Raw genomic sequence first — 13,471 nt, forward strand, 5'->3', positions numbered from 1 at the left:
GGCAGCTCAAGATTGTGTAACCGGTTGCCTGAACGGGACCTGGGCCCTGCTCGATGCATATCGAGCGGGGCCTTTTGCTTTGAAAACAAGGACCAGCCATGCAGACCAAAAAAGAACGAGCTCGGTAAGCTCCCCATCAGAGCTTTGAGGCCGTGGCGGCTGCGATTTAACGCTCGGGATTGCTAGAATACCGCGCGTTTTCTTTCTTCCTTCCCTCCGCCAATGCTAGGAGTAGTTTTTCATGACCGACGATACGGTGGCTTCAGGCACGCCGGCCGATACCCCGGTGCGCACCCTGTTAGTAGGCGCACAGATGCTATTCGTAGCGTTCGGAGCCCTGGTACTGGTGCCGCTTTTGACGGGGCTGGACCCAAGCGTGGCGTTGTTCACGGCGGGCATTGGCACCTTGATTTTCCAGTTCGTCACGCAACGCAGCATCCCGGTGTTCCTGGCATCCTCGTTTGCTTTCATCGCGCCCATTCAAGGTTCGGTAGCCAGCTATGGCATTCCCGCCACGCTGGGCGGATTGTTCGTTGCGGGGCTCGTCTATGTGGTGATCTCACAGATCGTGCGCTTGAAAGGCACCGCCTGGTTGCATCGCTTGCTGCCCTCTGTGGTGGTAGGGCCGGTGATCATGGTCATCGGTCTGGCATTGGCACCCGTCGCGGTGGACATGGCGACGGGGGAGAACAGCGACATGGGGTACGCTCAGGCCATCACGTTGTCGATGGTGAGTCTATTGGTGACGCTGATATTGGCGGTCTTCGGGCGAGGCTTGATTCGTCTGATCCCGATCATGGGCGGGATCGTCGTGGGCTATGCGCTGGGGTTGGCGATGGGCGTGGTCGATCTGACGCCGGTTCAGGAAGCCGCCTGGCTGGCGTGGCCCGATTTCGTGACACCGACGTTCAGCATGGCGGCGATCCTGTTCATGATTCCGGTGGCCATTGCGCCGGTAATCGAACATATCGGTGACATGGTAGCGATCGGCTCGGTGACAGGGCGCAACTATCTCGAAAAACCGGGGTTGAAGCGCACCTTGCTGGGAGACGGCTTGGCGACCTCCGTGGCGGCGCTTTTCGGCGGGCCACCCAACACGACGTATTCGGAAGTCACCGGAGCGGTAACGCTGACCCGTAATTTCAATCCGGCGATCATGATCGTCGCGGCCTGTACCGCCATCGTGCTGGCGTTCGTCTCCAAGCTCGGTATGTTACTGCAAACCATTCCCACGCCGGTGATGGGCGGCATCATGACGCTGTTGTTCGGTTCTATCGCAGTAGTAGGAATGAACTCTCTGGTGCGTGGTGGCCAGTCCTTGACCGCGCCGCGCAACCTCGTAGTGGTGTCGTTGATTCTGGTTTTCGGGATCGGCGGCATGCAGCTTGGCAGTGGCGAATATGCCTTGCAGGGCGTGAGTCTGGCCGCCTTGGTTGGCATCGTCCTCAACTGGATCTTGCCGCAGGCCGCCGAACATGAATGACACCTAACGGCGATGATGTGTGCTCGCACCGCCTTCTGAGAAGCCCGGCGGGGTGTTGGCGCTGACGATGACGCAGTCCGCGTCGCCGGGATTGCGAAAGCGGTGCGGCAGGCGCGAGTCGAAATAGTAAGCGTCACCCGCATGAAGGCATTGCGTGTCGCCGTTGACGGTGAGCTCGATGGTACCGGTAATGACGACGCCACCTTCTTCGCCTTCGTGTTCGAGCATGTCTTCGCCGGTATCGGCGCCCGACGGATAATGCTCGTGGATGATCGACATGCCACGGCTGGGGTGGCGTGCGGCGACCAGGCGCCAAGAGAGGTTGCCGTCGCCGATTTCTGTCAATTCTTCGGCCCGGTAGAAGACCTTTTCCTGAGGGCTGGTTTCCTCGCCGGCGAAGAATTCGCTGATCGAAACCGGCATGGCATCGAGGATCTTCTTCAGCGAGCTCACCGAAGGGCTCACGCTATTCTGCTCAATGAGTGAAATCGTGCTGTTGGTCACGCCGGCACGTTTTGCCAGCTCGCGTTGCGATAAGTCGCGCAACATGCGCAATTGCTTGAGACGTGCGCCGACGTCGAATCCGCTCATGGATGATCCCTTGTGATGAGACGTTACCGAGCCATGATAGCGCCTCGGCGCGGCGATCTTAACCGCCGCGTGAGGAAGGTGAGGACATGTCGCTGAGCGATGCGATCAGTTTGCGCGTGGTGGCTTCCTCGGCGCCGCTTGGGAACGCCTGGCAGGGGAGCCAGACGTGGAAGATCGTGCCGCGACCGCGTGCCGAGGCGACCCACATCTCGCCGCCGCTGCGGCGTACGATGCCCGCGCTGATAGCCAGCCCAAGCCCGGAGCCCGCTTCGCGCGTGGTGAAGAACGGATCGAAAATTCGGCCGCGTAGCTCGGGCGGAATGCCTGGCCCTCGGTCGGCGACGCGTATTTCGACGCCGTCGAGGCATCCGTGCTCGGGGATCTCGCGCACGGTGTCGCGTGTCGCCAGATGAATGTTCATCGGCGAGGTGCTGGCTTGAGTGGCATTGAGCAGCACGTTGATCAGCACCTGTTGCAATTGACCGCGATGGCACTCGGCGCGCCTAGTGGCGTGCAGTGAACTGATCAGGCGGTGGCCGTGCTTGTCGAGAGCGTGTCGGATCAAGAGCTCGGTACCGGCGGCGATGGCGTTGATGTCTTCGGCGACGAAGGCAGGCTCATGCCCACCGGCACGCGAATATTGCAGCAGGTTATCGATCAGCGCACGAATACGCTCGACCTGGGCGATGATAGTGTCGACTTCGTCGCGCACGGGGGCGACATCGGGGCCAAGGCTATCGGCCAGTAACTCCACGTGGCCGAGGATCACCGCGGCAGGGTTGTTGATTTCATGCGCGATACCCGCGGTCATCTCGCCTAGGGCGGCAAGCTTTTCCTGGGTCATCAGGCTGGCGCGCGCCTGCTTGAGCAAGGTGACGTGCTCCTCGAGTGCGCGCGTTTTCTCGGTCAGCGATTGGGTCCGTGTCTCGACGCGTCGCTCGAGGGTCTGAGCAGCACGTTGCAAGGCGTTCTGATGGGCGTCCAAGCGGTCGAGCATGGCATCGAATTCATGCGCCAGTTCTGCCAGTTCGTCCTGGCTATCCAGATGGCCGATGCGTAGGTGCTGCCCCTCACGGATGCCGTGTATCACGCGATGCATCCGGCGCACCGGGGTAGCGAGGGCGTCGACGCCGCGAATGACCATCAAGCCCGAGATCAGGATGATGACGAGTAAAACGGCACCGACCTGCAGCAGTGTGTCTCGGTAGAGGGCTTCATAGGGCGCCAGGGGAAAGCCGGCATAGATCATGCCGATACGCTGACCGGTTAGTGACTCGAGTGGAGCATAGGCGGCGACGTACCAACCACTGACCACGAAGGCGTTGTCTATGAAACGCTCGCCGCGTTCTAGAACCTGGCGGCTGACGGGCTCGGAGACGCGCGTGCCGAGGGCGCGTTCGCCGTTGGCCAGGCGCACGTTGGTAGCGATGCGCACGTCATCGAGAAACAAGGTGACGCTGCCGGTGCTGCCTTCGGGAAGCGTACCCGGGCCATAGACCAGGTCTCGGATCTCATCCACGGGCTCGGCATCGCCATTGAGCAAGCGCCCGCCATCGAGGAGAAGACGCAGGTTTCCTTGTCCGTCATGAATGGGATACAGCGTGCGCAATACCATGCCGCGCGTCTCGCGCTGACGATCGCTGGGAGCCGCTTGCGGTGTGTCGCGCAGCGCAAGGCGTGCTCGTCGGGCGAGCCCCGAGGACAGTGTTTCAAGACGCGGTGCCGTGAGAACGTCCAGTCCTGACATGCCTTGCGCATTGTCTGATGTTTGCAAGCGGCGTTGCAGTTCGGGGCTATCCTCTAGTGCCGCGAGCGGTACCACGCGCAACCAGTCCAGTTGCATCGCGTTTTGCGTTTCGTCGAGCAGTGCCTCGAGTGACTGAGATCCTTCGCCCTGCAGTGCCGAGGCGAGCGCGTGGCTGCGCGCCAATTCCTCGAGGCGCGCTTGCTGTTGCTGGCTCACACCGTCTAGAACGCGCGAGGCAACGGCTAGGTCGGCACGCACTTTCATATACAACTGGCGGTCGTTGTACGTTGAGGTCCAATACGCCGTGAGTCCCGCCAGGGCGAGTATCAGCAAGGCCAGCGGGGCGAAGGCGAGCCACAACAGTCGGCGTCGAATCGAGGCGCGCAACCAGCGGCGTAAGCCTTTCATGCGTTCAAGTCTTGCCAGGCATTGAGTTTGCGGTCGAGGGTCTTGCGCGATACGCCCAACGCGCGGGCGGCACTGGATTTATTATGGCCATGGACTTCTAGCACATCCAATATATGCGCACGCTCGACGGCTTCCAGAGACCAGTCGCTGGGATAGCCACTCGTGCCAACGGCGTTGGGCGCGGTAGCCACCTCATCGAGCATGTCGCTCGGTAGTTGGCCGAGCAGAATGCAACGCTCGATGAAATTCTTGAGCTCGCGGATGTTGCCAGGCCAAGGATAATGCATCAGACGCTCAAGGTCGGCATGCTGCCATGGCGGGGCGGCGAGCCCCAGATCGCGAGATAGCTGACGAGAGAAATGGTGGGCCAGAGCAGGAATATCTTCCGGATGTTCGCGCAACGCGGGGAGCGTCAAGGTAAGAACGTTGAGGCGAAAATAGAGATCCTCACGGAAACGTCCCTCGCTGACTTCGTGCTGCAGGTTGCGGTGGGTAGCGGCGAGGATACGCACGTCCACGGGTTGCTCTTGCTCGCTGCCCACCGGACGAATGCGCTTGCTTTCGAGTACGCGCAGCAGCTTGGCCTGCATTGCCAACGGCATCTCGGCGATTTCATCGAGGAACAACGTGCCGCCATCGGCATAGGTGAACAGCCCTTCACGGGTCTTGACCGCGCCGGTGAAGGCGCCCTTGACGTGACCGAAAAGCTCCGATTCCAGAAGGTCGCCGGCGATGGCGCCGCAGTTGAGAGGCACGAAGGCGCCGAATCGCCCCGAGAGGCGGTGCAGGTCGCGGGCCACGAGTTCCTTGCCGGTGCCCGATTCGCCATGGATCAAGACGGCCGAGGGTGTCGGCGCGACGCGCTCGGTGATCGCTCTGACCTGAGCCATGGCGTGGCTATCTCCGATCATGCTCTCATCGGGGTGGTGCAGGCGCTGGGTCTCGCGCTGGAGCACGAAATTCTCGCGCGCTAGGCGACGTTGGGCTAGGCAACGGTCGACGGCGCTTTGCAACTGCTCGAGGCGAAACGGCTTGATGATGAAGTCGCTGGCCCCGGCGCGCAGTGCCTGGACCGCCATGTCGAGATCGGCGTAGGCGGTCATGAAGATGATATCGCTACGCCGTTCGGGACCGAGCGCCTCGTGCCATTCGATGCCCGAGCGGTCAGGGAGACGGATGTCGACCAACAGCAGATCGAAGTGTAGCCGCTGACGCAAGGCTTCCGCGGCGCTGAGCGAGTCGGCGACCTCAACCAGCGCGAAGCGCGGTGCCAAGGCCTTGGCAAGATAGTTGCGCATGCCGGGCTCGTCATCGACGATCAACACGGAGGCGGTCGGCAGTTCGGTGGATGCGGTCATGGGCGACATTCCCTGCGTGGCGGGACATAGTGTCCCGTCATTGGGTCAATTTGTTACATTCGTTACGCACCTGGATTATTTTCATGGTAAAAGGCGCGATGTAATCCGGCAATTGTCCCCGTTTTTAGCAGCGTGGTCACGTCAGGCATACCAATTGCAAGGAGAGTTGGGCATGTTCATGACTCGACAATAATGAGGGGTTCCCATGTTGACACGCCGTCTCTCGCTGTTCGCTACCCTGGCGCTATCGTTGTTGCTGGTGTCCGGGGTCCAGGCCGCCGATACCGTTCGTTTGGCGACCACCACCAGCACCTACAATTCTGGGTTGCTGGATTACCTGTTGCCCAAGTTCGAAGAAGATCATCCCTATCAGATCCAGGTCATCCCCGTAGGCACCGGAAAAGCGCTGCGTCTGGGGCGTGACGGCGATGTCGACTTGGTGTTGACCCATGCGCCCGCTGCGGAGAAGGCCTTCGTCGATGCCGATTACGGTGTCGAACCGCATGGTGTGATGTACAACGATTTCGTGATCGTAGGGCCGTCCGACGACCCTGCCGGGATCGATGGTGGCGATGATGCCACTAGCGCGTTTGCCGCTGTGGCGGATCAAGGCGCGACGTTTATTTCACGTGGCGATGACTCCGGCACCGACAAGAAAGAAAAGCATCTCTGGGCTGAGGCCGGCGTAACACCTGACTTCGAAGGCTTTCGCGCTGCAGGGCAAGGCATGGGGGAAGTGCTGAAAATGGCCAGTGAATTACAAGGCTATACATTGACGGATCGCGGCACCTGGCTGGCAATGAAAGATAAGCTCGATCTCGAGATCATGGTCGAAGGCGATACGGCGTTGTTCAATCCGTATCAGGTCATCCTGGTCAATCCCGAACGCTATGACGGCCTCAATACCCAGGGCGCACGGGCCTTGGCCGAGTGGTTGATTTCCGACGAAGGACAAGACCTGATCGACGCTTTCCGACTCAATGACAAGGCCTTGTTCCATGCCAGCGCCGGTGAGAAGGTCGATCCTACTAGCGCCGTCCATGAAAGTGACTGACGCTCGGAGGCGTCGATGCACGAACTCATGAACACGGCGAGGGAGGCGCTACACTTGCTGGTCTCCCTCGACCCAGCCTTGTGGGAAATCATCGGCGTCTCGTTTCGTGTCTCGCTGACGGCGATACTCGTGGCCTTGCCGCCTTCGTTGTTAATTGCCTTGCTGCTGGCGCGCGTTGCCTTTCCTGGTCGCTGGTTCGCGATATCGTTGGTCAATACGTTCATGGCCGTGCCGACCGTGGTGGTGGGGTTGGTGTTGTTCATGCTACTATCGCGCAGTGGCCCACTGGGGGAGTTGCGTCTCCTGTTTACCCAGCGTGCCATGATCCTCGGCCAGATATTGCTGGCGATGCCGGTATTGACAGCGATGTTGCACAGCACGCTGCAAAGCATCGATCAGCGTGCCTGGGAAACGGCACGGCAACTAGGCGCTGGATGGTGGCAATCTCTGTGGGTGTTGATCCGCGAAGCGCGCTTCGGGGTCATTGCCGCCGTGCTGGCCGCATTTGGACGCATCATTGCCGAGGTGGGCAGCGCGGTGATGATCGGGGGCAATATCGAGCATTTCACGCGCACTATCACTACGGCGATCGCTCTGGAAACGCTCAAGGGTGAATTCGCCCAGGGGCTTGCTCTGGGGCTCGTCCTGTTGCTGCTGGCGCTGGTGCTCAATGTACTGCTGGGCGTAATGCGCGGCCGCGGTCATCAAACCGTAAGTGTTTGATCGCGCACCATCCATCGAGGGGAATGTTCATGCTCGAGGTAAGCCATCTTGCCCATGGCTTCGACCGTCAGCCGGCGCTATGGGACATACCTTACCTATACTGGCAGGGGCGCTCGCTGGTGCACCTGCGCGGCGATAATGGTAGCGGCAAGACGACATTGCTGCGTCTTCTGGCGGGGTTGGAGGCGCCCCGCCAAGGCACCATACATTGGACGTTGGCGGGCGCGATGTCTGCCGTCACGCCACCTTGCCCAGGGCGCGTGCTCTATCTTCACCAACAGCCCTATCTCTTCGATACCAGTGTCGCAGGCAATCTGCGCTATGTTGCCCGATGGCACGGCTGGCGCGGAGAAATGGCCCGTGATCGTGTGGCGGCGATGCTGGAACACTGTGGCCTAGCCGCACATGCAGAGCAACGGGCCCGCTCGCTGTCTGGCGGTGAGCGTATGCGATTGGCGTTGGCGCGGGCCTGGCTATTGTCGCCACGCGTGTTGCTGCTCGACGAGCCCACTGCCAGCCTTGATCGTCAGGCTATTGCTGATGTCAGTGCATTGATCTCGTCGCTGCATGAGGTGGGCTGCGCCATCGTACTCAGTGCACATCAACCCAGTGTATTGACCGAGCGCTGCGACGAGTACTGGAGCCTCGAACAACGATGCCTACAGGTAAGTGCCTTCAAGCAGGGTGTGGCGGTGTGACGTCGTCATTGCCGTACGCACCTGGTAAGTGGCTCGGCGTGTGCACCGAAGCTGCGTATGATGGTGGAATGAGTAGCCAGCGCGGGAGTGGTAGGCATGCACGAGGATGAAGTGACCGCCGTGATATTGGCGGGAGGCGAAGGGCGTCGCATGGGTGGCCGCGATAAAGGCTGGGAGTCGTTTGCGGACGAACCCTTGATCGCGCACGTGGTGAACCGTCTGGCGCCTCAGGTCGGTCGCATCGCGATCAATGCCAATCGTAGCCTCGAGCGTTATCGGGCGCTGGGGTACCCGCTCATCAGCGACCGCGAGACAGGCTATCACGGGCCGCTCATGGGTATGTGGAGTGCGTTATGTGCCATAGACACGCCCTGGGCATTATTCGTGCCTTGCGATTCTCCGGCTCTGCCGACGGATCTAGCGCTGCGCATGCAGCAAGGGCTCGGCGAGCAGCGTATCGCGGTTGCACACGATGGCCAGCGGGCGCATCCCGTGGTGGCCTTGATCGACGCCACGCTGCGCGACGATCTCGGGGCTGCTTTGCGCGATGGCGAGCGCAAGATAGATCGCTGGTATGCGCGCCACCCTTGGTGTCATGTCGATTTTTCCGATCAGCCCGAGGCGTTCGCCAACCTCAACTCTCCCGATGATCGTGACGTTATGGAGCGGCGCTGGCGCTCTGGTGGGTCGTTTTGACCCGGGAGCTGCCTTCCTGTGTGATTATCGGAGAGCCAAGGCAATTCATCATCGCACTAAGGGTGGTTGCTCGGCATGTTTGTTGCCTCCTGTTATCTATGGATGGTTCTCCCTCGACGAATTGGCATGAGGACGACAAAACGCGATGACGTTATCGCTTGATACGCTAGACACGCCGCTGCTGGGTATCGCTGCTTGGAGTGGGACCGGCAAGACGACGCTGCTTGAGGCACTTTTGCCCAGATTAGCCGATGCAGAAATGCAGGTGGCCGTGATCAAGCATGCCCATCACGCCTTCGACATCGACCGCCCTGGCAAGGATAGCTACCGCCTGCGTCACGCTGGCGCGATGCCAATGCTGGTGGCGTCGGGCAAGCGTTTTGCCATGATGATGGAAACGCCCGAACGTGAGGAAGCCGATCTAGCGGCGCTGATCCCCCATGTTCTGCCCTTGGCGCCGGATTTGATCCTGGTCGAAGGCTTCAAAGCCTGGCCTTTACCCAAGCTGGAGCTGCATCGCGAGGCCTTGCAGAAGCCGCTGATGGCGGCCGATGACCCCTGGGTGCGGGCAGTGGCGACGCCCGATAATATTGCGCTGCCGGGAGGTGTCGAGCGCTTGTCGATGGACGATCATGACGCCTTGGTCGACTGGTTGCAGGCCTGGCCGCAACGTTGGCCCGAGATGCGTCGCGGTCCCCGGGAGACGTCATGACCTTATCGTGTTTTGAACTGGGCGAGCGCATGCTCAGCGTCGATGAGACGCTCGAGGCCCTGGCGGCGATGACGCCGCCACCGGTCACCACGCGTCGGGTTAGCTTGGCGTCGGCCTGTGGCGGAGTGTTGGCGGTGGATGTCATGTCGCCAATCGACGTGCCGCAGAATACCAACGCCGCGATGGACGGCATCGCGCTGGCGTGGCCCGATGACGTGCCGGGAGGCGACATGCGCGTGGACGTGGTCGGTGATGTCTTGGCGGGTACGCGGTTGACAACATCGCTGGCGTTAGGCGGGGCGGTGAGGATTACCACCGGAGCGCCGCTGCCGGCCGGCGCAGATACCGTCGTCATGAGCGAGCAGCTCGTCGATAGTGGCATCCCCGATCGCATCCGTGTCGAACACTCCGAGCGGGTACGGCGTGGGCAGAACGTGCGCCAGGCCGGCGAAGATATTGCTCGCGGCGAGCATGCACTGAGTGCAGGGACACGGTTACGGCCGCAGCACTTGGGGTTACTGGCCTCACTGGGATACGCGGAGGTCGAGATATTCCGTTCGCTACGCGTGGCAGTGTTCTCTACCGGCGATGAAGTCACGGCGCCGGGCGAGTCGCTGCCGCCCGCCGGCATTTACGATACCAACCGTTTTTCGTTACAAGGTCTGCTGAGCCGCCTGGGCTGCGAGGTCATCGATCTGGGCATCCTGCAGGATAATCTTGACAGCATGCGTGTCTCCCTCGCGGCGGCGGCCCACGAGGCGGATATGGTGGTAACCAGCGGGGGCGTGTCGGTCGGCCAAGCCGATTGGGTCAAGCCCGCGCTTACGGCTATCGGCGAGCTGGGGTTATGGCGGATCGCCATGCGTCCGGGAAGACCCTTGGCGTTCGGTCGTATCCATCAAACGGGGGGCGTGACGGTGCCTTTCTTCGGGCTGCCCGGCAACCCCGTGGCGGTCATGGTGACGTTCTTGCAGTTCGTTCAACCTATGTTACGGCGCATGCAGGGAGAGCATGACTGGCAACCGTCCCGTCTCACGGCGCTGGCCGGCGAGCCATTGAAAAGCCGTGAGGGACGTGTCGATTACCATCGTGGTATTTATACAAGTGATGACGCCGGTCAACTGTGGGTGCGTACCACAGGCCGCCAGGGATCGGGCATTCTGAGCTCGATGGTGGCGGCCAATTGCCTTATCGAAATCGGTGACGGATGTGCCGCCGTTGAGGCGGGTACGCCGGTGACGATACAACCGTTCGGTGACCTGACATGAGTTTGACCCATCTCAATGCACGTGGCGAAGCCCACATGGTGGATGTTGGCGACAAAGCCGAAACGCAGCGCGAGGCCGTGGCAAGCGGACGCATCGTCATGCGCCCAGAAACGCTGGCATTGCTGGCCGAGGGCGGCTTGCCCAAAGGCGATGTGCTGGCCACGGCGCGTATCGCCGGCATTCAGGCCGCCAAGCGCACGCATGAGCTGATTCCCTTGTGTCATGCGTTGCTGCTGTCCAAGGTGAGCGTCGATTTTCGCCTCGACGATGCGGCTTCTTGTGTGCATGTGGAATCACGCTGCCGTCTGGCGGGCCGCACCGGTGTGGAAATGGAGGCGCTGACCGCGGTCTCGGTTGCGTGTCTGACCCTCTACGATATGTGCAAGGCGGTCGACAGGGACATGATGGTCGAAGGCGTGCGCTTGGAGCACAAGACGGGCGGCAAGTCCGGTGATTGGCACCGCGCTTCCGAGGATGAATCCGCGACGCGCGAAGCGTTCGAAACCCCATCCGTCGAAATCGCCGCAATACGCGTCAAGCTCCTCGCCGAATTGCGCGAGCGACTGGATATTGAAGAGGTGGAAGTGCCGGTTGCATCGCTGAAAAGACCCGATGTCGCCAGTCTCAAGGCCGCTCTTGAGAAACAGGATTCCCGCTTCGCGGCCTTGTCCGCTGCGCGCATTCTGTGTGCCGTTAACCATGCCATGGCACATGATGGAACGTCGCTCGCCGATGGGGATGAAGTGGCGTTTTTTCCACCGGTCACCGGTGGGTGAGGAGGCAGTCATGATCGATGTGCGTGTGCAGTCGCCGGTCTTCGATGTGGGGGAGGAGCAGCGCCAATTGCTGGCGGGGCGTCATGATATCGGTGCCGTGGTGACCTTCACTGGCCTGGTGCGCGATTTCAATGAGCGCCCGGACGTGCAGGCCCTGTCGCTGGAGCATTATCCTGGCATGACCGAGGCGGCGCTGCGTGACATTGCTGAGCAGGCGACGTCGCGCTGGCCGCTCGATGGGATACGCATTGTGCATCGTGTCGGCCGCTTGTTGCCAAGTGACCCCATCGTCATGGTCATGGTTGCGAGTGCCCATCGCCGTGCGGCATTCGATGCGTGCGATTTTCTGATGGACTACCTCAAGACATGTGCGCCATTCTGGAAGAAAGAACACACTGCAAGCGGGACGTATTGGGTCTCGGCGCGTGACAGTGACGCGCGGGACGCGGACCGTTGGGAGGAAGCATGACCGAGCTGATCGACAATTTTCAGCGCCAGATTCGCTATGTGCGTATCTCGGTGACGGATCGCTGTGACTTTCGCTGCGTCTATTGCATGAGCGAGGACATGACGTTTCTGCCGCGTGCACAGATATTGACGCTTGAAGAGATCGAGCAGGTGGCGCGTGCGTTCGTCGAACTGGGCGTGGAAAAGATTCGCTTGACCGGCGGTGAGCCGCTGGTACGACGTGGCATCGACGATCTGGTGTCGCGTGTCGGCGCGCTTCCGGGCCTCAAGGACTTCGCCATGACCACTAACGGCGCGGGGTTGGTCAAGCATGCCAAGGCATTGCGGGAAGGCGGTATGCAGCGCCTCAATATCAGCATTGATTCACTCGACCCCGAGCGTTTCCGCAGCTTGACGCGCACCGGCAATCTCGAACATGTCATTGCCGGTATTCGTGCCGCGCGCGATGCCGGATTCGAGCGTATCAAGCTCAATGCCGTCGTGCTCAAGGGGCGTAACGACGATGAAGTTCTTGATCTGGTCGACTTCGCGCGTCGAGAAGGCGTGGATATCAGCTTTATCGAGGAAATGCCGCTGGGCGACGTCTCCGATCATTCGCGCGAAGAAACCTTTTATTCCAGCGATGATGTGCACGCGGCCATCGCATCGCGTTATCCGCTGTTGCCGACCACCGAGAATACCTTGGGGCCGTCGCGTTATTTCCGTATGCCGGATAGTGATTCGCGTATCGGTTTCATTTCACCGCACAGCCATAATTTCTGCGACACCTGCAACCGGGTAAGGGTCACGGTGGAAGGGCGTTTGTTACTGTGTCTCGGCAACGAGCATTCGGTCGATCTACGCGAGGTTTTGCGGCGTTATCCCGGTGATATGGAGCGCCTCAAGCAGCGCATCGTCGAGGCCATGCCATTGAAACCCGAGCGCCATCATTTCCGCACGGACGGTGATGTCGATATCGTGCGCTTCATGAATATGACGGGCGGATAATTTTTTGTACGTACCCTTTATGCGCGGTAGTGTGATGCGTCTCCTGACCATAAAGCTATAAGGTTCGACTTGTATTGAGAACATTATTTTCTTGCTAAACCAAGTTCGAGTCATATACTTTTCAGAAACGCCAAGGCGTTATGCTGCAGGTTGGTTATTTTAAATGGAGGAGGCAAATGTCCACTGATACTCTGGAGCGCATTGCGCGAAATAAAAACGTGGCTCGCGCTGCCGCGCGACAGCTCAGCATGGAGCAGCTCCACAAGCTGTCGGAAGTCATCGGTGAAGTGATCGAACAGAAGCAGCAGGAAGATCATAAGCGACAAGCCGAAGAAGCCGATAAAGAGCGTAAGTTGGCGGAAATTCGTGAAGCGATGAGCGATGCCGGCCTTTCTATGGACGATTTGATGTCCGAACAGCCGCGCAAGCGTCGGGGGCGTCCGCCGAAAAAAGATAAGGAACGCAAGCAGTAAGTGTTGCGCGTAGAACGTTAAAAAACGGA

General features: G+C 60.3%; 14 protein-coding genes. 11 read left to right on the forward strand and 3 right to left on the reverse strand.

The window, feature by feature from the left end; all coding sequences use genetic code 11:
- The first annotated feature begins 241 nt into the window (after nt 1-241).
- Nucleotides 242-1,483, forward strand: coding sequence for a uracil-xanthine permease family protein (locus L1075_RS05830; protein ID WP_246940671.1), 1,242 nt, complete (start codon nt 242-244; stop codon nt 1,481-1,483).
- A 3-nt stretch (nt 1,484-1,486) separates the two neighbouring features.
- Here L1075_RS05830 and L1075_RS05835 read toward each other — a convergent pair whose 3' ends face one another.
- Genes L1075_RS05835 through L1075_RS05845 form a run of 3 tightly spaced genes read right to left on the reverse strand, consistent with a single transcriptional unit; the run spans nt 1,487 to nt 5,587 of the window.
- Nucleotides 1,487-2,074, reverse strand: coding sequence for a cupin domain-containing protein (locus L1075_RS05835; protein WP_246940675.1), 588 nt, complete (start codon nt 2,072-2,074; stop codon nt 1,487-1,489).
- Between the two features lie 58 nt (nt 2,075-2,132).
- The gene (locus tag L1075_RS05840) at nt 2,133-4,229 is read right to left on the reverse strand and encodes a sensor histidine kinase (RefSeq protein ID WP_246940679.1); all 2,097 of its coding nucleotides are present in this window, start codon (nt 4,227-4,229) and stop codon (nt 2,133-2,135) included.
- Nucleotides 4,226-5,587: a sigma-54-dependent transcriptional regulator gene (locus L1075_RS05845; RefSeq protein WP_246940680.1), complete on the reverse strand. Its 1,362-nt coding sequence runs from the start codon at nt 5,585-5,587 to the stop codon at nt 4,226-4,228. The genes L1075_RS05840 and L1075_RS05845 overlap by 4 nt, the downstream gene beginning before the upstream one ends.
- A gap of 205 nt (nt 5,588-5,792) precedes the next feature.
- Here L1075_RS05845 and L1075_RS05850 point away from each other — a divergent pair, with 205 nt between their 5' ends.
- From L1075_RS05850 to L1075_RS05895, 10 genes are all read left to right on the forward strand, one after another.
- Nucleotides 5,793-6,641 carry an ABC transporter substrate-binding protein gene (locus tag L1075_RS05850; RefSeq protein WP_075370267.1) on the forward strand — a complete coding sequence of 283 codons (849 nt, stop codon included), beginning with the start codon at nt 5,793-5,795 and terminating at the stop codon, nt 6,639-6,641.
- A gap of 15 nt (nt 6,642-6,656) precedes the next feature.
- Nucleotides 6,657-7,364: an ABC transporter permease gene (locus tag L1075_RS05855; RefSeq protein WP_040241559.1), complete on the forward strand. Its 708-nt coding sequence runs from the start codon at nt 6,657-6,659 to the stop codon at nt 7,362-7,364.
- 29 nt (nt 7,365-7,393) lie between these two features.
- Nucleotides 7,394-8,062 carry an ABC transporter ATP-binding protein gene (locus tag L1075_RS05860; protein WP_246940683.1) on the forward strand — a complete coding sequence of 223 codons (669 nt, stop codon included), beginning with the start codon at nt 7,394-7,396 and terminating at the stop codon, nt 8,060-8,062.
- A gap of 96 nt (nt 8,063-8,158) precedes the next feature.
- Nucleotides 8,159-8,758, forward strand: coding sequence for a molybdenum cofactor guanylyltransferase MobA (mobA, locus tag L1075_RS05865; RefSeq protein ID WP_246940686.1), 600 nt, complete (start codon nt 8,159-8,161; stop codon nt 8,756-8,758).
- 145 nt (nt 8,759-8,903) lie between these two features.
- Entirely contained in the window at nt 8,904-9,470 is a 567-nt protein-coding gene (gene mobB, locus L1075_RS05870; RefSeq protein ID WP_246894475.1) for a molybdopterin-guanine dinucleotide biosynthesis protein B, read from the forward strand.
- Complete coding sequence (gene moeA, locus L1075_RS05875) at nt 9,467-10,738, forward strand: molybdopterin molybdotransferase MoeA (RefSeq protein ID WP_246894476.1); 1,272 nt, start codon at nt 9,467-9,469, stop codon at nt 10,736-10,738. The genes mobB and moeA overlap by 4 nt, the downstream gene beginning before the upstream one ends.
- Nucleotides 10,735-11,514: a cyclic pyranopterin monophosphate synthase MoaC gene (gene moaC / locus L1075_RS05880; protein WP_246894477.1), complete on the forward strand. Its 780-nt coding sequence runs from the start codon at nt 10,735-10,737 to the stop codon at nt 11,512-11,514. The genes moeA and moaC overlap by 4 nt, the downstream gene beginning before the upstream one ends.
- A gap of 10 nt (nt 11,515-11,524) precedes the next feature.
- A complete protein-coding gene (gene moaE, locus L1075_RS05885; RefSeq protein WP_040241552.1) occupies nt 11,525-11,983 on the forward strand; it encodes a molybdopterin synthase catalytic subunit MoaE in 459 nt (152 codons plus the stop codon).
- Complete coding sequence (moaA, locus tag L1075_RS05890) at nt 11,980-12,969, forward strand: GTP 3',8-cyclase MoaA (protein ID WP_040241551.1); 990 nt, start codon at nt 11,980-11,982, stop codon at nt 12,967-12,969. Before moaE ends, moaA begins: the two co-directional genes overlap by 4 nt.
- Nucleotides 12,970-13,145: 176 nt before the next feature.
- Nucleotides 13,146-13,442: an H-NS family histone-like protein gene (locus L1075_RS05895; RefSeq protein ID WP_040241550.1), complete on the forward strand. Its 297-nt coding sequence runs from the start codon at nt 13,146-13,148 to the stop codon at nt 13,440-13,442.
- Nucleotides 13,443-13,471: the final 29 nt, after the last annotated feature.

The sequence above is a fragment of the Chromohalobacter beijerinckii genome (assembly GCF_023061185.1).
GTDB classification, from domain to species: domain Bacteria; phylum Pseudomonadota; class Gammaproteobacteria; order Pseudomonadales; family Halomonadaceae; genus Chromohalobacter; species Chromohalobacter beijerinckii.